Source organism: Alistipes sp. (assembly GCF_020026455.1).
Taxonomy (GTDB): domain Bacteria; phylum Bacteroidota; class Bacteroidia; order Bacteroidales; family Rikenellaceae; genus Alistipes.
Map to the genome: position 1 here is coordinate 38,772 of NZ_JAHHQJ010000011.1, position 20,545 is coordinate 59,316.

The window sequence follows — 20,545 nt, forward strand, 5'->3', positions numbered from 1 at the left end:
GCTATCTGAACAACCGGAGCAGTCAGAGCAGTCAAGGCAGTCGAAGTAACCGAGTCAACCGGGACAGCCGGGACGGCCGGGACGGCCGAAGCAACTGGAGCAATCAGGCCAACCGGAGCGGTCAGAGCGGTCGATGCAACTGAGCCAACCGGAACCTTCGAAGCAGCCGGGTCAACCGGAACTGTCGAAGCTATCTGAACAACCGGAGCGGTCAGAGCGGCCGAAGCAACCGGGCCAACCGGAACCGTCATCAGCGGACCGTGGCTGAAACCGGCCCCAAGGCTTCTCCCCCTCCCTCTCTTCTCTCCAAGACCCGGGCGCAGGACCGGAGCGAGCGTGCAACAGGTTCTCCGGACGCTACAACCCGCTTTCCAAGCGGGAATCTTCCAACCGGTCAACCTTGTCCAGCAGCGACGCGCACTGTTCGTCGCTCATGTATTGCGACACGGAAAATGCCGCATGCTGTTCGGCCTCCTTCTTCGAATCCCCGGCGCCATGGCCGACCTCCATGCCGTCGACCAGCACCGTGCAGTAGAAAACCGGGTGGTTCGGGGCGTATTCCTTATCGTGTTCCGTGCGGAACTCGACCTGGTGGCGGTTCTTCTGGCTCCACTCGATCAGGCGGCTCTTGAAATCGCTTTCCGACTCGGTCAGCTCCTCCAGATTCAGAAAGCGGAAATAGATGTTATTGATCAGCAGGCGGTTGACAAAGTCATAGCCCTGATCGAGGTAGACCGCCCCCATCATCGCTTCGAAGGCGTCACCATAGATATGCTTCTGGGTAATACCCGTGCCGCCGTTCGAAATCACGTGGACATCCAGCCCGAGGTTCACGGCAAGGGCATTGAGCGACTGCCGCGAGACGATCTTCGACCGCAACTGGGTCATGAAACCCTCGTCGCGATCGGGATATTCGATGAACAGATAGTCCGAAGTCACGGCCTCGATCACAGCGTCGCCCAGATATTCCAGACGCTCGTTGTTGATCGCGCGGCCGTCCTCCAAAACCAAAGAAGCTGACTTGTGAATCAAAGCCAGCTTGTAGAGTTCGACGTTGTGCGGAATGAACCCGAACAGATCGTCGACAATTCTGTAATATGCCCGGTCACGCCCGAAATTCCGTCGGATAGGACGCAGTAAAAAGTCAATCACGGCACCTCGGACGTTACAAGGATCAGAGTTTGCGGAAAATAACCGTCGCGTTGTGACCGCCGAATCCGAACGTGTTGCTCAACGCACACTTCACGTCGCGCTTCTGCGCCACGTTAAGCGTCAGATTCAGTTTTTCGTCGATCTCGGGATCGAGGTTCTCGCAGTTGATCGTGGGGGGAACCACACCGTGCGTCAGCGCGAAAATGCAGGCCAGAGCCTCCACCGCACCGGCAGCACCCAGCAGGTGTCCCGTCATCGATTTGGTCGAGGAGATGTTCACGTTGTAAACATGGTCGCCCAGAACGCCGGCTACGGCCTTCAGTTCGGGAATATCGCCCGCGGGGGTCGACGTTCCGTGCACGTTCACATAGTCGATATCCTCAGGGGCAATGCCCGCGTCCTTGATGGCGTCGCGCATCGCTTTCATGGCCCCCTTTCCTTCGGGATGCGGAGCCGTGAAGTGGTAAGCGTCGGCCGAAATACCTCCGCCTACGACCTCGCAATAGATCTTCGCACCGCGCGCCTTGGCATGCTCGTACTCCTCCAGAATCAGCGCACCGGCACCCTCGCCGATCACAAAACCGTCGCGGTCCTTATCGAAGGGGCGCGAAGCGTGCTGCGGATCGTCGTTGCGCGTCGAAAGCGCCTGCATGGAGTTGAAGCCGCCGACCGAAGGCTCGTTGACCGCAGCCTCCGAACCGCCGGCCACCATAACGTCGGCCTTGCCGTAACGGATGGCGTCGAAAGCAGCCGTGATGCCGTGGTTCGACGAAGCACACGCCGATACCGTGCAGTAGTTCGGACCCATGAAGCCGTACTTCATGGAGATGAAACCGGCCGCGATGTCGGAAATCATGCGGGGAATAAAAAACGGGCTAAACCGCGGGGTTCCGTCCCCTGCGGCCCAGCCCACACACTCATCGAAGAACGATTTGATTCCTCCGATGCCCGAACTCCAGATAACGCCCACCTGCTCCTTGTCGACCGTTTCGAGATCGAGAGCAGAATCCTCCACGGCCTGCGTGGCCGCGATCAGGGCATACTGCGTAAAGAGGTCGTACTTACGCACCTCCTTACGGTCGAAATACTGGTTCGGATCGTAATTTTTTACTTCACAAGCGAACTTGGTCTTAAACTTTTCGGCATCGAAATGAGTAATGGGTGCGGCACCGCTGACTCCCTTCTCCAGATTCGAAAAATACTCCTCTATACTATTACCGAGCGGGTTTATCGTACCGATGCCCGTAACAACTACTCTTCTTTCTGTCATAAATTTAAGGCTTTATCAGTCGTGAAATGAAAAAGTTGTCTAAGGGTAATTATTTCTTGTGCTCCTCAATGTACGAGATTGCGTCGCCAACGGTAGCGATCTTCTCAGCGTCCTCATCCGGGATCTGGATATCGAAAGCCTTCTCGAACTCCATGATCAGCTCTACAGTGTCGAGCGAGTCTGCGCCCAGGTGGTTGGTGAAGCTTGCTTCGGGTACTACCTCCGACTCCTTAACACCCAGCTTGTCGACGATGATCTCGACAACTTTTGATTGAACTTCTGACATAATTTTAATTTTTTAGTTAAACAATTATTTGGAAATAGTTCTTTTACATTTCCAGAGCAATTTTGCGCAAAAGTAACACTTTTTTTATTACTTTTGACAAAAGAGCCTGTTTTTTTATTCACAACTTTTTCGACATTTAGCACAAAAATTTAATTAATACGCTCAAAACCATAGCCTTATGAAATTGCTTCTAATCTCGAATTCGACCAATGCCGGCGAGGAATACCTGCGTTATCCGCTCCCGGAAATAGGGCGTTTTCTCGACGGGGTGCGCCAAATCGTCTTCGTCCCCTACGCGGCCGTCACGTTCTCCTACGCCGATTACGAAAAAAAGGTGCAGGCGCGTTTTGCCGAACTGGGCATCCGCCTGCGTTCGGTACACCGGGCCAAGGATCCAGCCGCACTCATCCGCGAGGCTGAAGCGATCTGCGTCGGGGGCGGCAACACGTTCGCCCTGGCCAAAAAGATGCAGCAGCAGGGGCTGATGACGGCCATCCTCCGCAAAATCAAGGCCGGAACGCCCTACGTGGGCTGGTCGGCAGGCAGCAACGTCTGCTGCCCGACGATCTCGACGACAAACGACATGCCCATCGTGGAGCCCGAGTCGTTCAAGGCCATCGGGGCCATCAAATTCCAGATCAACCCCCACTACCTCGACGCCAACCCCGCGGGACACGCCGGGGAGACCCGCGAACAGCGCATTCTGGAGTATATCGAGGCCAATCCGCGCCGCTGGGTGGCCGGACTGCGCGAAGGATGCATGCTGCGCTACGAGGACGGAAAACTGGAACTGATCGGCAACCGCCCGATGCGGATGTTCCGCAAGGGGGTCGAGACGTTCGAGGTCGAGCCGGGCGGCGACCTGTCGTTTTTATTATAAATAGGTATATCGTTTATGAAAGTACTGATTGCGGGTCTGGGACTCATCGGAGGCTCGTTCGCCCTGGCCCTTCGCGACCACGGCATCGCGAAGGAGATACTCGGGGTCGAAAGTTCCGAAGAACACGCCGCCGAGGCGTTGAAGCTGGGCCTTGCGGACCGGATCGTGGGTTTCGAGGAGGGGATTCCGGAAGTTGACCTCGTGGTGCTGGCCACCCCTGTCGACACCATCCCGCTGATGGCCGTCAAGGCGCTCAATCGTGCCGACGGCAAGCAGGTGGTCATGGACATGGGGTCGATCAAGGGCGAGTTGTGCGAGGTGATTTCGATGCACGCCCGCCGCGGGCGCTTCGTCGCCGCGCACCCGATGTGGGGCACGGAATACAGCGGGCCGAAAGCCGCCCAGCGGGGTGCCTTCACGGGCCGCAGCGTCGTGCTGTGCGACACGGTGCGGAGCGACAAGGACGCCCTGGCCACGGTTGAAGGGATCTTCCGCACGCTGGGCAGCCCGGCCGTCTACATGGACCCCGAAGAGCACGACCTGCACGCGGCCTATGTCTCGCACATCTCGCACGTCACCTCGTTCGCACTGGCGCTCACGGTGCTCGAAAAGGAGCGCGAGGAGCGCCACATCTTCGACCTGGCGGGCGGCGGTTTCGAGAGCACGGTGCGTCTAGCCAAGAGTTCGGCGGCAACGTGGATCCCGATCCTGCTGCGCAACAAATACAACGTGCTGGATGTCCTGCGCGAACACATACACCAGCTGCAGATCATGCGCCGGATGCTCGAACGCGACGACGCCGAGGGGTTGAAAAACGCCATGGAGCGCGCCAACACCATCCAACGCATCATCCACTGATGAACGCGACAGCCGAAACAGGCCGGGCCGGCGAACGTGCCGCAACGGAATACCTCCGAAGTGCCGGATACGAGATCTGCGCACTCAACTGGCGGCAGGGTCGTTACGAGCTGGACATCGTGGCCCGCAAGGACGGCGTGCTGCACTTCGTGGAGGTCAAGACCCGCCACTCCGGGTCGCTCACTCCTCCCGAGGGCGCCGCCACACAGCGTAAGTTCCGGGCCTTGTCCCGCGCCGCGACCTGCTACCTGGGCGTCACGGGCTGGGAGGATGAAGTGCAGTTCGACCTGGCGGCCGCCGAAGTCGACGACAAGGGCGGCATCCGCGTCGAACTGATTGAAAACGCGCTGGAATACAATTGGTAATTTTGCAGTTCCGACAAATTATGCTATCTTTGCCGGACTGAAAAAAAACAGCCTGAGGTCGGGTTACCGGGCGCGGGCGTTAGAAACTGAAAACTCAACACCGTAAATACCGATGTGGTTCTATAATTTCGGTCTGATTCTCTACGTCTGGGCCATCCGTCTCGTGGCTCCGCGCCATCCGAAGGCCCGCCTTTGGATCGAAGGCCGCAAAGACCTCTTCCTCCGTATGCGCGAGGCAATCGCCCCGACGGACCGGGTCATCTGGATACACGTCGCGTCGCTCGGAGAGTTCGAGCAGGGCCGCCCCATCATCGAACAGATCCGCAAGACGCACCCCGAATACAAGATTCTCCTGACCTTCTTCTCGCCTTCGGGTTACGAAATCCGCAAGAACTACAAGGGCGTCGACTACATCTTCTACCTGCCGATCGACACGCCGGGCAATGCCCGCCGGTTCCTCGACGCCGCACATCCCGAAATCGCCATCTTCGTCAAATACGAGTTCTGGCTCAACCTGCTGCGCGAACTGCGCCGCCGGAAAATCCGCACCTACGTCGTGTCGGCCATCTTCCGCCGCAATTCGGTCTTCTTCCGCCCCTACGGCGGCATGTGGCGGCAGGCGCTGGAGTCGTTCGACGTGATGTTCGTGCAGAACGAGGAGTCGAAAAAACTGCTGGCGACGCTGGGATTCGACAACGTGCTGGTGGCCGGGGACACGCGCTTCGACCGGGTGGCGGAGATCGCCCACACGGCCAAACGCATCGATGTCATCGACCGCTTCAAGGGCGACAAGCGCCTGTTCGTGGCCGGATCGACCTGGGAGCCGGATGAAGAACTGCTGATTAGGCTGATAAACGACAATCCCGATGTGAAATTCGTCGTTGCACCCCACGAAATGGACGAGTCGCGCATCGCGCGGCTGATGGCCGAGATCAAGAACGGAGCCCTGCGCTACACGCAATGCACGCCCCGCACGAGCTACGGCTCGCGGCAGGTGCTGATCCTCGACACGGTGGGTATTCTCGCCTCGGTCTACGGATATGCCACCTGGAGCTATATCGGCGGCGGATTCGGCGCCGGCATCCACAACACACTCGAAGCCGCGACATTCGGGCTCCCGGTGGCCTTCGGACCCAACTACCTGAAATTCAAGGAAGCCCGTGACCTGGTGACGCTCGCGGCCGCCCGCTCGGTGACCGACTACGAGCAGTTGCGCACGTGGTTCGTGCCCCTGCGCGACAACGAGGATTTCCTGCTGAAAACCAGCCGCATCGCCAAGGACTACACCACCCGGCATCAGGGAGCCACAGGCATCATCGTCAAAACAATTTTCCACTGAACCGCCGGCAGGGACCTGTCTTCCCGGCCGGGCGAGTGAGATTCGCACACCGAAAAAACGGGGCGGATGGAGCGTGCATCACGCAAATCCATCCGCCCCGTTAACAGTTTGCGGGACAAACGACCGTTCCCAATCCCGGGAGTGCGGGCATCCGGACGGCAGACCGTCTTCGCCGGAGACCTCGTGGCGTGCTCCTCTTCACGGAGCCGTCCGGAATCCTTCAAAGGCAACCGAAGCCCTTCGAGCCGTCCGAAACCCTTCAAAGGCAACCGAAGCCCTTCGGAGCTTCCCCGAAGAAGCGGCAGCAGCAACGGGCCGATCGCTCAAGGGCGGTCACTCCCGCCCCAGAGCCAGATCGATCCGTCGGTTGTCAGTTCTCCGCCCCGTACTGCGCTTCGCTGTATTTCTTCAGCTCCTTCCAGGGATAGTAGGGCCCTCCGGCGAGAGGCAGATTGGCGTCGCGCTCATTATGCAGCACGCGGACACGCACGTCCCCCGTTTCGGGATTGCGGAAGAAGATGAACTGGACGTTGGTACCCATCGGGGTCACCGCATAGGCGTTCCATGCCGCAGCGACGTCGTCGAGCGACTCCACGCGGGCACAGGCTCCCTCGGCGCGCAGCAGCGCCAGCAGCGGAACCACATAGGTATCGTGGCCGAAACGCAGCGAGGCCGAAAGGTCCGACTCCCCTGCAACGACACGGTCGGCCGTCTCGACGATATTGCGCAGCAGCGGCCCGGCATCGGCAACGAGCGGATCGCCGAAGCGAGCCGAGGGGCCCATGATCAGGTAGCGGCGAAGGTTGTCGCACTCCCACAGCGTAGCGAGTTCCTGCTGTGTGAAGATTTCATAGAAAGGTTCGATGCCCAGATGGCTGACGTCCTGCGTGATGGCTGCCAGCAGGAAAAGATCCTCCATCAACTCCAGCGGCTTGTCGATACACCCGGGATCAGAGACGAGCCCCCGCACGAACCGGTCGGGGTTCACGCGCACGCGGATCAGGCTGTCCGCAACCGCCGAAGCCTCCTGGCCGCTCTTCTTGAGCGAGGGTCCGTTGGCCAGATAACAGAGGTCTCGGGCGCTCGCATCGCGCGTGGTGCTGATCGCGGGATTCAGCTCCTTGAGGCGTTCGTTGAAGGCCGCCATGCTCAAAATACAGCGCGGAACCTGCGTCGAGCGGCTCTCGATGCGGCACACGCGGCCCCCGTCGGTCGAGAAGACCCCGGGATAGGCGGCGAACATCCGCTCGGCAATGCCGCGGAGCTCCTGCACGCCGCGGGGCGAAAGGTCGCCGTAGCGTTTGCGGGCATCGGCAGTCAGCACCTCGACCTTGGCCAGCACCTCGCGGCCCTTGGGGGTCAGCACCCCGGCCTCGTCGGCCTTGCGCAATGCGGCGAGCGGCTCGGCATAGACCGCCTCCGTCGTGTGGTAGCGGCTTCCGTGACGGCCGTAGTGGCTGATGTAGAAGGGCTCATAGCCGGCGGGAACCGGAACCTCCGGACCGGGCCGATACTCGTAGGAGTGGTAGATGCCCGCGGTGAGTTCGGGACGGGCGACCAGTTGGTCAGGGAGGGACTGCGCAAAGGCGCAGGTTGCAGCCGGCAGCAGCAGGGCCAGCAGACGGGTTTTCAGTGTAAGGTATTTCATAATCAACATTTGTGGGTCATAATTCGGAGTACGAGACGGTCGGTTTCGTTCATGCCGTCGCGCCCGATGGCGGTGAGGTTGCGGATGCATTTGTCCACATCCTCCTCGATGATCCCCTCGACCGGAGTGACGCAATGTCCGTCCATGGCCATCATGGCCGACAGCACGGCCGTCGACACGCCGCTCGTGAGCTTCATCGCACAACTGGGCTTGGCCCCGTCGCAAATCATGCCCGTCAGGTTGGCGATCATGTTCTTCACGGCCGCGACCGCCTGGTCGTAGCCGCCGCCCATCAGGTAGGTGATGCCGCAGCTCGACCCCGTGGCCGCCACCACACAGCCGCACAACGCCGACAGGCGCCCCAGGCTCTGCTTGATGTAGATGACCGTGAGGTGGCTCAACGTCAGCGCCCGGATCATCTGCTCCTCCGAGGCGTGCGTCTCCTCGGCATAGACCACCACGGGCAGCGTCGCGGCGATGCCCTGGTTTCCGCTCCCCGAGTTGCTCATCACGGGGATCATCGCCCCGGCCATGCGGGCGTCGCAGGCGGCAGAGGTGTAGGAGAGGATCCGCGTGAAGACGCTGTCGCCCATCACCTTGCGCTCGCGGTCGCAGCACAGCGTGCGGCCCACGCAGTGGCCGAATTCTCCCGCGAAGGAGCGTTCGGCGGCAGCCTTGTTCAGGCGGCTGGTTTCGAGGATGAAGCGCAGTTCGTCCAGCGGCGAGGTCATGGCGAAATCCCACACACGCGCAAGGGTCAGGGGCACCTCCTCCTCCTCACCGTCGCCCGCCGTCGGACTCCGCTTGTCAAGCAGCGTCTCGCCGTCGCGGCTGACGAAGACAAAGGAGGTATGTCCTCCGGCGATGACCGCCACGGCCCGGTGGCCGGCGGCTTCGGCCTCCGTCTCGATATAGAGTTTGTCTTCGATGCCCTCTTTCAGGCAAATCGCGATGCACCGCCGGTCGATCATCTGGCGCCCGCGTTCGACGGCGTCGGGCGTCACGTCGCGCAGCACCTCCAGCTGATACTCCGAGCGCCCCACCAGCGCCCCGAGGGCTATGGCGATCGGCAGCCCGATCATCCCCGTGCCGGGAATTCCGACGCCCATGGCATTTTTGAGGATATTGGCGCTCAGGCGCACCGTGATTTTTTCGGGTTCCTCTCCCAGCGTCTCTGCGGCACGAGCCGTACAGAGCGCCACGGCAATCGGTTCGGTACACCCGATGGCGGGGACCACCTCCCGGTTGATGAGGTCAATGATTCGTTTGCGTTCAGTCTGAGGTACCATACTATTCCAGGTTGTGAGCCAAAGATAACAATTTTTCGACACTTTTACAGTATCAAAACCGACTCCTGTCCGGAAAATCCGAAAAATCCGAAAAACCGCGCACGTAAAGCCTCCACGGGCGAATCCCCCGCCTGCAACCGCGGTTCGGCCTGCGTCACGGCCCCGCAGGACGGGCTGGGGGAAGATGCCGGTCGGCTAAAGTCGCAGGCAAGGATCGGTCCGAGGGCCGGAATCCGCGACAAAAGGCCCGGAGCACGGTATTTTCGTATCTTGGGTGCCGCGACCGCTCTTTTATCCGCCGCAGCATTTTGCCGGAGCGGATGCGCTTCGGGGTTGTACTCGTCCGACTTTTTCGTATCTTTGTCCGCAAGTCAACACCCAACACCATGAAACCGGAAAGCGTCTGCACCGTCGTCTTCTCGCCGACGGGCACTTCGAAAAAAATCGCCGAGGCTGTAGCCCGAAGCATCGCCTCCGGCGCCGGGACCGAATCCGCCGCCCTGAAAACCATCGACCTGACGCATGTCGCGCCAAAGTCCGCCGCGCTGTCCGCCGGCACTGTGGCGGTCATCGCAGCCCCCGTCTACGGGGGACATGTGGCCCCGACGGCCGTAAAAAGGCTGGAAACGCTCCACGGTGCGGGAACGCCCGCCGTGGTGATTGCAGTCTACGGCAACCGAGCCTTCGAAAAGGCCGCCGCAGAGTTGGCCGACCTCGCCGCACGGCAGGAATTTGTACCCGTGGCCGCGGCGGCATTCGTCGGCGAGCACTCGTACAGCACCCACAGAACCCCGATTGCCGCAGGGCGCCCCGATGCGCAGGACCTCGTCCGGGCCGCGGAGTTCGGGACTGCGGTGCGCCAAAAGCTCGCGGCAGGAACGCCGACACCAGTCGACGCCGTCCGGCTGAAGGATGTGCGCACACCGTTCGTGCCGATGTTGCGCTTCATCCGCTTCGTCATGGGGTACCGCCGCCGGCAGAAGAAAAATCCGGTCGTCTACCTGCCCGCATGCAATGCCGACCGCTGCACCCATTGCGGCCGCTGTGCCGCGATCTGCCCCACGCAGGCCATCGCTCGGGGCGATGAGGAGCACACCGACCCGGCACGCTGCATCCGCTGCTGCGCCTGCGTCAAGGGGTGTCCGGTCGAAGCACGGAGTTTCCACACCCCCTTCGCCGAGGCCCTCGCACGCAACTTCGCCCGACGCAAACCTCCCGTAACGCTTTTATAATCACGATCGAACGCCACGCATCTCCAGCGGCGCACAAACTGAACACACTTACCGATCTGTGAAATAGATCAGTAAGCGTCAAGCACGACTTTCCGCTCCCGGAAAGGATCGTCCTTTCCGCCGCAAGGTGCGCAGGAAGGCACTCCCGGCAGCGGCCCGTCCTGTCCCGCCACCCCATCGGCTCGGACCATCCCCGGCGGCCCGTCAAAAAAAGGGAGAACCCGTTTGACGGATTCTCCCTCATTGCAGAATGGATGCAGGCTATCGGACCTCGATCTGGCGGGCCGCAACGGCGGCTTCCGTCTCCTTCTTCTTGGGAATCTCGATGGTCATCACGCCGTTCTCGACCTTGGCCTCGATCTTCTCGCGCACGACGTTGTCGGGAAGCAGCAGGCTCTGCTGGAATTTCGTGTAGGAAAACTCGCGGCGCAGGTAGGTGCCCTTCTTCCTCTCCTCCTCCGGCTGCTCGGTCTTCTTCTCCATCATGACGATCAGCTCGTTGTCCTCGTTGAGATGCACCTTGAAATCCTCCTTGGTCATGCCCGGTGCGGCGACTTCCACCTTGTATTCGTTTTCGTCCTCAATGATGTTGACGGCCGGAGCCGTGGTGTTGTGGCGTTCGGCAAGCCAGTCGTTGGCCAGAAAATCGTTGAAAATGCTCGGCAGCCAGTTCTGATTACGTCTTACAGGTACCATAGTTTTGTCCTCCTTGGTTTTATTTGGTTTAACATTTCGTATCATTTCCGCACCCCTCGGGGAGCGCTTCCGAATCCGATAGGGTCAAATCCTATGCCAGTCCTCGAAAAATGAAAAAATGTCACAAAATGTCACATACAAGGCGCAAATTGGCCGAAAAGGCAGAAAAATTGTCCTGACAGAGTGGCATTTCAAATATTTTTCTATTTTTGCAACATGGACAAAGAATTGATTTTCCGGCAGGCACAGTCCTGCGAAGCAGACCGCATCATGCAGATCATCCGTCAGGCACAGGCCCGGATGAACGCGGCGGGCAGCCGCCAGTGGCAGGATGGATACCCCGCCCCGGGACATATCTCGGCAGACATCGGCCGCAACTGCGGATATATATTGTGCAAACCCGCCACGGAAGGACCGCTCGCCGTGATTGCCTACGGTGCGGTGGTGTTCGACGGCGAACCGGCCTATGACTCCATCGACGGACAATGGCTCACCGACGAGGCCTATGTGCTGGTGCACCGCATGGCGGTTGCCGCCGAAGAACAGGGCCGCGGCGTGGCGACGGAGTTCCTGCAGCGTGTGGAGGCTCTCGCCCGGGAACGCGGCGTCAGGTCCTTTCGCATCGACACCAACTTCGACAACCGGACCATGCTGGGGCTGCTCGAACGCACGGGATTCACCTATTGCGGGAAAGTCGCCTATCGGAGCGGGGAACGGCTGGCTTACGAAAAACGCCTCTGAACACACCGACAGGAAAAACCAGAACCCGGGGCCCACACCCCGGGTTCTTTCATGGTATATATGCCCCTATTCGAGTCGAGGGTCTCAGCGCTCCTGTGCTTTCGGCCCGTATGGCGGTAGCCCGGTGCTTTCGACCGTGTGGCGGCAACCCTGTGCTTTCGACCCGTGCGGCAGCCCGTATTCGGCCCGTGTGGCAGCGCCCCTGCGCTTTCAGCCCGTGCGGCGGCAGCCCAGTCAGCAGGCGGCCGTACGCGGCCGTGAAGAGGATCCCGCGGTCTGCGGCCCGAAGGCAAGGGGCAAGAGGCGGGAGGGAGAAGCGTTTCTCACGGTCTGATTCTTTTTTCAGCCTGGTAAACAGTTCCGAACCGGTCGCGGGCCGTGACGCGTACGCGCCGCACGCCAGCAGGCAGCGGAGCCGCATAGTAGTGGTCCGAGGGAATCACGGTGATCCATTTGTGATCGAGCCTGGAGGGATCGGCATAGAGCGCCCGGGCCTGGGGATCGACGGCCGTCATGCGCTCCATCGGCACGGGTTGGCCGCCGTCGGCATGCATCTCGACCTGCCACGAGGGATCGCAGTTCCAGACATTGGCCACGATACGCCCCGCGAACGACGGGTCGTCCTTCGCATCGTAGATCTTCAGCTGGAAGTCGCGCGGCTCGCCCGTAGCCTTATAGTACCATGCGACGCTGTCGCCGTCGATCTCGAAGACGGCATATCCCGCCGGAGTACCGTCGGTGCAGATCGGCCCCTGCCACCAGGCCCCGCACAACGCCGCGACATTGTGTTCGTAGAGCCCCGGGCGGATGTCGCTGTTCTCCATCGTGTGCATATGTCCCGAAACGATGTGGGCGTTGTAGGGCTCCAGCAGGTCGTAAAGCGCGCGGTAGTTGCAGAGCGAACGTTTGGCCGACGGATAGTCGAACGGCCGCGTCTGCTTGTCTTTGTACATCGTAGGGATATGAAGCGCCACGACGACCGTTGTGCCCGGAGCGACCTGCCTGAGGTCCTCTTCGAGCCACAGCAGCTGCCGCTCCTCCAGATAGCCAATGTAATACCAGTCGCGGCCGATGAAAAAGTTGTCGTTCAGCACGACGTAGTGGACCCGCCCCACGTTGTAGGAGTAGTACGACGGACCGTAGGCAGCCTCGTAGGGCGCCAGCGAGGTTTCGAACGAGCGGCCCCAGATTTTCATGTCGTGGTTGCCCATGGCGTTGCGGAACGGGATGCCCGCGCGGTCCATGACGGCATTGTATTCCGGGTAGAAGGCATGGTCGCCCGAGGTGATGTCGCCCACGCAGATACCGTGCATCGGCCGGCGGTCGGCGACGGCTGCCTGCACCGTGCGGCGGATGTCCTCGGCGGCCTCTTCGAGCAGGCGGAACTCCTTGCGGGCGAAAATCTGCGGATCGGCCGTGACGACAAAGCCGTGGCGGGTGTCGTCGAGGGTGTTGCGCTGCAGCGTAAAATCATAGCTCGTGCGCTCCTCATCGACAGGGAGGTAGAAGCGCACGACGCTCCCGTCCGAGGGCGAAGCATAGCCCGCGGGCGTCGAGACGAAGACGAAGCGGGCCCGGTCGTTGCGCGGAAGCGTGAAACGCCCCTCGGCATCAGTCACGGCGCAGCGGTCGCCATCGCTCACCACGACACCCGGAACGGCGCGGCCTTCGCAGCGGACCGTACCGCAGCGGGCCCCTTCGGGCGCGATGTAGGGCGCGATGGCCTCCCGCCAGCGGGCATATCCTGCGGGCGAGAGGTGGATGCCGTCCACGGTATACTCCGCCGGCATCTTCCCATCGCGGATGATTCGGCTCCGAATATCGATGTAGGTGAGCCCGCGACGGTGCGCCAGGTCGCGCAGCAGGAGGTCGAAGGCCTCGATGCGGGCATTCTTGCCCGTGAACCATTGCGCGTTCCGCTCCTCGTCGAGCGGCAGCAGGCTCTCGATGTAGACCCGGGTTCGGGGCGAGGCCGCACGGACGGCGTCCAGCAGCCGTTCGTATTGGCCGAGCAGCACTTCGGGAGCGATTGTCGAGAAGATCAGGTCGTTGACGCCCGCCATCAGGAAAATCGCCCGGGGCTTTCCGGCGACGATGCTGTCCAGGCGCGCGATCATGCCCGCCACGCAATCGCCGCCGATTCCGCGGTTGAGGATGCGGCTGTCGGGGAAATATTCCGACCAGGAGCCGCGCTCAGTGAGGCTGTTGCCCAGCATCACGATGTCCTGCGGCTGCACGGGGACGGCCTCCTGCCCGGCGCGTTTCGAAAAGTAGTAGTCGCAGCGGTAGTCCAGCGAATCCACCTGTGCGCGAAGTGTCGCCGCGGCAGCGGCCAGAAGCAGGGTTAAAAAGAGTTTTTTCATTGCGGTATCAGTTTTTGAATTCTCCGCCGTGTCCGATCTCACGGGCCGGCGGATCGGGGTTCTCCCCCAGAAGAAGAGCCGGCTCGCGGCGTGCAACGGGACGCCCGGCATCCACCGCGCGCATCTTCACACCACGGCCCCCGGTCTGATTCAGCAGCGCTGCAATCGTCGTCATCAACGCTCCGAGGGTGCGACGAAACGGACGGCACAGCCGCCGCCCGAGGCCATCCGGACGGTCAGCGTATCGGAAGCCGTGAGCGTGCGTTCCTCGTAGTTCACCGAATAAGGATTTGTCTTCCAGTCGGCATCGGCTCCGTCGGCATAGATCTGCGCCGTGTAGCTGACCCCGGGTTTGAGGAAGGTCAGGGCAACCTCCACCGTGCGGGCCTCCTCATCGGTCACGGCGCCCAGGTACCAATCCTCCGAATGGCGGTCCTGACGTGCGAAGACGGCATAGTCGCCGATCACGGCTTCGGGCACGAGGGTCTGCTCCCAGTCGGTCGGAACGTCGCGGATGAAGTCGAAAGTCTTGTGTCCGAGGTAGTTCTCCGGCAGATCCGAAGCCATTTGCAGCGGGCTGTAAATCACCACATACTGCGCGATTTCACGCACGACGGTCGATTGCGGACGGGCGAAAGGCGAAACGGGATTCGCATAGTTGAACGTGCCGAAGGTGTAGTCCATCGGGCCGGCCAGTCCGCGCAGGAACGGGACCACACAGGTGTGCTCGGGCGGATTGCCGCCGTCGGGCGACCAGGCGTTGTACTCCTGACCGCGGATTCCCTCCTGCGTCATCAGGTTGGGCCACGTGCGCTCGAGACCCGTGGGCATCACCGGTTCGTGGTTGTCGATCATGATCCCGAAACGGGCAGCCGTCTCGATCACACGGCGGTAGTGGCGCACTCCGTACTGGCTGTCGTGCAGCTCCCGGCCGTCCATGAGTTCATTCACGTAGCCCGTCTTGACGGTGTTGACGCCGTATTTCTTATAGTAGGCGAAGGCCTCCTCCAGCTGGGCTTCGTAATTCTTCGTGTTGGCGCCCGTTTCGTGGTGGCCGATCAGGCTGACGCCCTTTTCGGCAGCATATTTCGTGATGGCCGCGATGTCGAAGTCGGGACAGGCCTCCGTGAAGCGGATCGCATCGGTATTCCTGGTCCACTCGCCGTCCCAGCCGATATTCCAGCCCTCGACCAGCACCCCCGGGATGCCGTTCTCGGCCGCGAAGTCGATATAACGCTTCGTGTTCGCCGTCGTGGCGCCGTGGCGGGGCCCCTGCGCCCAGGTCTCCTGGAAGAGATGCATCGACCACCAGATGCCGATGTATTTCGCGGGTCTGATCCACGAGGTATCCTCGATGCGGCACGGCTCGTTGAGGTTGAGCATCAGCCGCGAAGTTACCAGATCTCCCGGCGTGTCGCCCACGATGAGCGTACGCCAAGGCGTGCGGAAGGGCGTCGCGGCATAGACCTTCACGCCCGTGGACCACGGCGTGAGGTAGCAGCGCAGCGTGGTCGAGTCGGCAGGCCGAAGGTTCATCTTGGCGTAATCCGTCAGGTCGGCCTCGTGCAGGGCCAGGAACGTCCCGTCGGCACACTCCATCGTCAGCGGCGTCACCACCGTGTCCATCTGCGAGATGGGCGTATGGCGGGCGATGCTTTCGTAGTAGGGTTCGCGCATGGGCATCCACCAAGCCCGGTGGTCGCGCGGAAAGCGGAACTCGGTCAGCTCCTCCGTGATGACGGCCTCCGCAAGCTGGTCCTGTGCCGGGAATTCACAGCGGAAGCCCATCCCGTCGTCGAAAAGCCGGAAAACCACGTCGAAACGGCGGTGGGGCGCTTCGCGCTCCGAAACCGAGATCTTCAGTTCGTTATAGTGGTTGCGCACGAGACGCTGCTCGCCCCAGACGGTCTGCCACTGCTCGTCGCAAGAGGCGCGTGCAGAGCTGTCGATGCGCAGCCCGTCGCGCAGCGCGGAGTCATTCTGCAACTCGAAGCCCAGCGTCGAGAAGTCGACCACCGGAGTTCCGTTGCGGGTCAGCGCATATCCGATGCGGCCGTCGCGCTCGGAGGCCGTGAGACGGAGCGAACCGTCGGGCGACGAAATCCCGAGGTCGCTGCGGCACCCCATGGCGGTGCAGAGAACTGCGGCCAGTGCCGCGGCAAGTTTCAAAAAAGATGTCTTCATATCATTGCTGTCGTTTGTTGTCGGGGATTTCGTAGCCCGTGCGGTTGTTCCATCCGGAGACTCGGCCGAAGCGGTCGCGGACCTCGATGCGGATGTCGGCATCGGGCGCAGAAGGCCGGGCGAAGAAAAGATGTTCGGTGAGGTCCGCACCGATATACGGATAGACGAAGCGGTCGCCGAAACGTTTGACGTAATCGTAAATCGACTCGTCGTAGCCGGTATAGGGCGTCATCGGACCGCGCAGAACGCCGTTTTCATACCAGAGGACCTCCCAGGCGGAGTCCCGGTTCCAGACGTTGACGGTCACGGCATCGGGCTTGTGGCTGTCGGCACCCACGCCGTAGGCGTTGAACTGGCGGCGGCGGTCGTAATCGACGGCCTTGTAGTACCACGAGATGCTGTCGCCCGCGATTTCATAGACGCCGTAGCCGGCCGGCACGCCGTCCATGCTCCACGGCGTCTGCCAGAAGAGCGTGCTCAAGGGAGCGTGTACGTGCTCGAAGACATGGCTGACGGGCCTATAGTTTTCGTTGTAATGTTCGTGTCCGGAGAGGATGTGGGCGTTGTAGGGCTTCAGCAGGTCGTACAGCGCGCGGCGGTTGTTGAGCACCTTGTTCGACTGCTCCTTGCCCCATTCGCCCCGGCGTGCCGGACGCGACCAGGAGGGAATGTGCATGCAGACCACGACCGTGCGCCCGGCCTCCACGGCCGAGAGATCCTGCTCCAACCAGCGCAACTGCCGTTCATCGAGGTAACCCACATAGAGGTAGCTGCGCCCGATGTAAAAGTTGTCGTCGAGGATGACGTAGTGAATGCGGCCCCGGTCGAACGAATAGTAAGTGGGGCCGAAGTGGGATTTGAACGAGGCCTTGGACCGCTCGCTCGTGCGCACGCCCAGGTCCATGTCGTGGTTGCCGACGACATAGAAGAACGGGACGCCGCTCGTGGCGATGGCGGCGCGCACGGGCTCGAACAGCGAAGGACGGCGCGTGATGTCGCCGATGATGTCGCCGCAGACTACACCCAGGGTCTGCATCCCGTCCGCCGCCGTGCGCCGGATGTCGGCGGCGGCGCGGCGCACGCTGTCCAGCTCGGACTCGAAATAGACCTGCGGGTCGGCGATGACGATCAGCCGGTGGCGCGTGGCGTCGGTCCGGGTGCGCTCCAGGGTGAAATCATAGCGCTGCCGCCGGTCGGCGACGATGGTCCGGTAGAGGACCGGCGTTCCCTCCTCGGTCGGAATGGCGTAGCCGTCGGGCAGCGAGAGGTAGACGAACTCCGCATCGCTGTCCGATGTGAGCCGGTAATATCCCTTGGCATCGCTACGCACAATCGTGCGGCCGTCCGTGACGGGAACTCCCGCCACGCCTTTGCCGGAAGCCGTCACCCGGCCACGCAGGGTGATCGTGCGCGGCAGCGTCGGCTCCACACCGAAAACGGCGGAGCCGGCGAGCAGTAGAGTCAGTAAAACAAGCAGTCTTTTCATCGGAAGGGTTTGAGATTGGCGCCCGGCCGCTGGCAGGGGCAAAGATTCGGGGATTATTTTTCCTTGGCGGCCTCCTCTTCGTAACGGTCGATACCGCGCTTGATGGCGGCCCACATGTTGTTGTTGATGACGTGTACGATGTCGAAGACCATCAGTCCGGCCGTGCGCTTGAGGCAATAGTAGCAGGCCTCCTCGATGTCGAACGTCTTCCGCGAACAGTCCACCGTGGCGTAAAAGGGGCAGGCGTTGAGCAGGAACCGCTCGGCGCGGTTGATGCCGAATTCGATCGACTCGCCGTCGTTGGGTCCGTAGACGCGCGGCAGGTAGGTGCCCAGAAGGAACGTATCCAGTTGGTCGGCAAAGGCGGTCTTGTGGTAGTTGGCCGAGCACCAGGGCGCAAACGAGCGCGCATCCTGATCGGTCAGGGGACGGAATTTCGGACTGCTCCAGTTCTGGCCGTTGACATAGAGCGCACCCCACCACGATGCGGCCCAGTATTCGAGCTTCACAGCGGGCTTGATGGCCTTGATCTCCTTGCGGACACGCGCTACGAAGTCGTGGATGACCATCGACCGGAACTCCCACCACTCCTTATAATACTTGCCCGGAATGCGCTTGCCGGAGGCATTGTAGGTGAAAATATCCCCCGGCCAGGTCTCCACGATGCCGCCGATATACTTTTCAAAGGCTGTCTTCGAAGCCTCCGAGAAATCGCTCTGGTAGTCGGGGAAACGGCAGTAGTCGAGCGCAAAAGCATCGAAGTCGTAGTTCGTGACGATCTCCCGGATGAAGCGCAGCGCGAAATCCTGCACCTCCGGAAGCACGGGGTTGAGGAAGGCCGCCACCTTCGAGGGGTCGTCCTTGATATCGACCATGCCCTTGGGTGTGTATTGCAGGCAGGTCTTGCCCTTCCACCGCACATCGCGGTAGGCCGGGCCCTGTTTGGAGCCAGGCAGGCCCATCGGGAAGATGGTTGTCGAGACGGTGACCTTCAGTTTGCGCTTGTGCGCCTCGTCGAGGAAGAACTGCAGGTAGTCCCAGTTGCGCGAAGGAACCGTGACCGAGCCGATGGTCGTCGCCTTGGTCATGAACACACTCTCGTAGAGCACGTCACCCACGACGGGTTTCACATCCACGACAATCTTGTTGAAGCCGGCCTCAACGGTTTTGTCAAGCATGGCGGCGATGCCTGCCTGGGTCGAGAAACGCTTGAAATTGGCTTCGGCATCGAACCAAAGCATCTTCTCCTTCTCACCCGAGGGGCCGGGCGAGGGGTCGGGCGTGGGTTCGGGTTTGGAGATCTCGGGCGGCGTCTGGTGCGATTCGGTGCAGGCCCCGAATGCGGTCATGAGCAGAACGCATAGGATCAAAACGGGCTGTTTCATCATCTTGTGTCGTTATTCGTTGATTTCCTGTTCGGCCCGGTCGATGCCGCGGCGGATGGGTTCCCAGAGGTTGTTCTCGATGACCTGGACGATATCGAAGACCATCACGCCTTCGGTGCGCGAAAGGCAGAGATAGACTGCGTCCTCAAATTCGGAAAGGTGGTTTCGGGCGTAGAGCGATCCGTAAAGCGCGCAGTCGCCGTCCACGTCCTTAAGCGAACGGGCCAAGCCGTATTCAATCGACTCGGGATCGTCCATGCCCCGGACGCGTTCGAGATAGGTGCCGGTGATGAATACATCCAGCAGGTCGGCAAAACCGGTCTGCCCGTAGGTCGGCGTGGCCCAGTCGTCGAGATACTGCTCGGAGAAGGACGAGCGGCGGCTGCTCCAGTTCTGACCGTTGCCGTAGATGCCGTGGAGCCACGAAGCGGCCCAGTATTCGAGTTTGACGCCGGGCTGCAGCTCATCCACCGACTGCCGCACGCGGGCGATGAAGTTGCGGATGGTGGTCGCACGGAACTCCCACCACTGCTTGTAATACTTACCCGGACGTCGCGTGCCGTCGGGGTTGTAGGTGAAGATGTCCGCGGGGAAGTGCTCCACGGCTGTGCCGATGAACTGCTCGAAGGCCTTCTGCGAAGCCTCCGAAAAGTCGCTCGCCGCATCCGGATAGCGGCAGTAGTCGAGGGCGTAGCCGTCGAACTTGTATTTGGTGAGCAGCTCGCGCACGAAGCGAAGCGCATACTCCTGATTTTCGGGCAATACGGGATTGAGGAACGCGGCGACCTTCGTGGGATCGTCCTTGATGTCCTTCATTCCTTCGGGCAGGTATTCGATGCAGGTGCGGCCCGCAAAGGAGGGATCGCTGTAGACCACACCCTGGCGGGAGGCCGGGATTCCGGACGGGAAGATCATCGTTGAGACCGTGACCTTGAGGTTGCGCCTGCGCGCCTCGCCGAGGAAAAATTGCAGGTAGTCCCAGTCGCGGACTACGGTGTCCCGGCCCATGACTGTGAGCGGCTCGATGAAGTCGCTTTTGTAGAGCACGTTGCCCGAAATGGGACGCACGTCTACGACAATCTGGTTGAAACCCGTCTCGACCGTGCGATCGAGGTAGTAGCGGATCGAATCCTGCGAGGCGAAACGCCCGAAATTGGCTTCGGCGTCGAACCACAGCATTTTGGGCTTCCCTCCGTCGGCCGCACGGGGTGTCGTGCCGCCATTTCCCCCGCAGGAGATCAGGGCTGCCGCGGCGAGCAGCAAGGTTGTATAAGTGATCGTTCTCATGTTTTTTGATTCAAAGATCCGCATTCCCCCGGCCCAAGAATGGCCCTCGGGCCGGGAAAACGCGGATTTAACGTTCGCAGCGTG

18 protein-coding genes are annotated in these 20,545 nt (G+C 61.2%); 6 read left to right on the forward strand and 12 right to left on the reverse strand.

Annotated elements, in window-relative coordinates:
- Window positions 1-357: 357 nt before the first annotated feature.
- Genes rnc through QZ460_RS07440 form a run of 3 tightly spaced genes read right to left on the reverse strand, consistent with a single transcriptional unit; the run spans window position 358 to window position 2,708 of the window.
- Window positions 358-1,137 carry a ribonuclease III gene (gene rnc, locus QZ460_RS07430; RefSeq protein ID WP_290540987.1) on the reverse strand — a complete coding sequence of 260 codons (780 nt, stop codon included), beginning with the start codon at window positions 1,135-1,137 and terminating at the stop codon, window positions 358-360.
- Window positions 1,138-1,174: 37 nt separating this feature from the next.
- Window positions 1,175-2,422, reverse strand: coding sequence for a beta-ketoacyl-ACP synthase II (fabF, locus tag QZ460_RS07435; protein ID WP_290540946.1), 1,248 nt, complete (start codon window positions 2,420-2,422; stop codon window positions 1,175-1,177).
- Between the two features lie 49 nt (window positions 2,423-2,471).
- Window positions 2,472-2,708 carry an acyl carrier protein gene (locus QZ460_RS07440; protein WP_015546678.1) on the reverse strand — a complete coding sequence of 79 codons (237 nt, stop codon included), beginning with the start codon at window positions 2,706-2,708 and terminating at the stop codon, window positions 2,472-2,474.
- Window positions 2,709-2,886: 178 nt separating this feature from the next.
- Here QZ460_RS07440 and pepE point away from each other — a divergent pair, with 178 nt between their 5' ends.
- The 4 genes from pepE (at window position 2,887) to QZ460_RS07460 (ending at window position 6,150) form a co-directional block, all read left to right on the forward strand.
- Window positions 2,887-3,588, forward strand: a complete 702-nt coding sequence (gene pepE / locus QZ460_RS07445) for a dipeptidase PepE (RefSeq protein WP_290540947.1) — start codon at window positions 2,887-2,889, stop codon at window positions 3,586-3,588.
- Between the two features lie 15 nt (window positions 3,589-3,603).
- On the forward strand, window positions 3,604-4,446 hold the full coding sequence (locus QZ460_RS07450) for a prephenate dehydrogenase (protein ID WP_290540948.1): 843 nt from the start codon (window positions 3,604-3,606) through the stop codon (window positions 4,444-4,446).
- Entirely contained in the window at window positions 4,446-4,811 is a 366-nt protein-coding gene (locus QZ460_RS07455) for a YraN family protein (RefSeq protein WP_290540949.1), read from the forward strand. Before QZ460_RS07450 ends, QZ460_RS07455 begins: the two co-directional genes overlap by 1 nt.
- A 112-nt stretch (window positions 4,812-4,923) precedes the next feature.
- Window positions 4,924-6,150 carry a glycosyltransferase N-terminal domain-containing protein gene (locus tag QZ460_RS07460; RefSeq protein ID WP_290540950.1) on the forward strand — a complete coding sequence of 409 codons (1,227 nt, stop codon included), beginning with the start codon at window positions 4,924-4,926 and terminating at the stop codon, window positions 6,148-6,150.
- Between the two features lie 370 nt (window positions 6,151-6,520).
- On the opposite strand, the gene QZ460_RS07465 is transcribed toward QZ460_RS07460, so the two are convergent.
- Together QZ460_RS07465 and QZ460_RS07470 are read right to left on the reverse strand one after the other, a co-directional pair.
- Window positions 6,521-7,798 (reverse strand): histidine-type phosphatase, encoded by a 1,278-nt coding sequence (locus QZ460_RS07465; protein ID WP_290540951.1) that lies wholly within the window; start codon window positions 7,796-7,798, stop codon window positions 6,521-6,523.
- A 2-nt stretch (window positions 7,799-7,800) separates the two neighbouring features.
- The gene (locus QZ460_RS07470; RefSeq protein ID WP_290540952.1) at window positions 7,801-9,087 is read right to left on the reverse strand and encodes a serine dehydratase subunit alpha family protein; all 1,287 of its coding nucleotides are present in this window, start codon (window positions 9,085-9,087) and stop codon (window positions 7,801-7,803) included.
- A 386-nt stretch (window positions 9,088-9,473) separates the two neighbouring features.
- Here QZ460_RS07470 and QZ460_RS07475 point away from each other — a divergent pair, with 386 nt between their 5' ends.
- Window positions 9,474-10,319 carry a 4Fe-4S binding protein gene (locus tag QZ460_RS07475; protein ID WP_290540953.1) on the forward strand — a complete coding sequence of 282 codons (846 nt, stop codon included), beginning with the start codon at window positions 9,474-9,476 and terminating at the stop codon, window positions 10,317-10,319.
- Window positions 10,320-10,580: 261 nt separating this feature from the next.
- On the opposite strand, the gene QZ460_RS07480 is transcribed toward QZ460_RS07475, so the two are convergent.
- The gene (locus QZ460_RS07480; protein WP_290540954.1) at window positions 10,581-11,015 is read right to left on the reverse strand and encodes an Hsp20/alpha crystallin family protein; all 435 of its coding nucleotides are present in this window, start codon (window positions 11,013-11,015) and stop codon (window positions 10,581-10,583) included.
- Between the two features lie 216 nt (window positions 11,016-11,231).
- Between QZ460_RS07480 and QZ460_RS07485 the strand changes: the two genes are divergently transcribed.
- A complete protein-coding gene (locus tag QZ460_RS07485) occupies window positions 11,232-11,756 on the forward strand; it encodes a GNAT family N-acetyltransferase (RefSeq protein ID WP_290540955.1) in 525 nt (174 codons plus the stop codon).
- A 323-nt stretch (window positions 11,757-12,079) separates the two neighbouring features.
- On the opposite strand, the gene QZ460_RS07490 is transcribed toward QZ460_RS07485, so the two are convergent.
- From QZ460_RS07490 to QZ460_RS07515, 6 genes are read right to left on the reverse strand one after another with little or no spacing between them, the layout of a single operon-like run.
- A complete protein-coding gene (locus tag QZ460_RS07490) occupies window positions 12,080-14,119 on the reverse strand; it encodes a calcineurin-like phosphoesterase C-terminal domain-containing protein (RefSeq protein ID WP_290540956.1) in 2,040 nt (679 codons plus the stop codon).
- Between the two features lie 7 nt (window positions 14,120-14,126).
- Entirely contained in the window at window positions 14,127-14,294 is a 168-nt protein-coding gene (locus QZ460_RS07495; protein ID WP_290540957.1) for a hypothetical protein, read from the reverse strand.
- Window positions 14,294-16,303, reverse strand: coding sequence for a glycoside hydrolase family 97 protein (locus QZ460_RS07500; RefSeq protein WP_290540958.1), 2,010 nt, complete (start codon window positions 16,301-16,303; stop codon window positions 14,294-14,296). The genes QZ460_RS07495 and QZ460_RS07500 overlap by 1 nt, the downstream gene beginning before the upstream one ends.
- Window position 16,304: 1 nt before the next feature.
- Complete coding sequence (locus QZ460_RS07505) at window positions 16,305-17,789, reverse strand: calcineurin-like phosphoesterase family protein (RefSeq protein WP_290540959.1); 1,485 nt, start codon at window positions 17,787-17,789, stop codon at window positions 16,305-16,307.
- 53 nt (window positions 17,790-17,842) lie between these two features.
- Entirely contained in the window at window positions 17,843-19,177 is a 1,335-nt protein-coding gene (locus tag QZ460_RS07510) for a family 10 glycosylhydrolase (RefSeq protein ID WP_290540960.1), read from the reverse strand.
- A gap of 9 nt (window positions 19,178-19,186) precedes the next feature.
- Window positions 19,187-20,461, reverse strand: coding sequence for an alpha amylase family protein (locus QZ460_RS07515; protein WP_290540961.1), 1,275 nt, complete (start codon window positions 20,459-20,461; stop codon window positions 19,187-19,189).
- Window positions 20,462-20,545 lie beyond the last annotated feature (84 nt).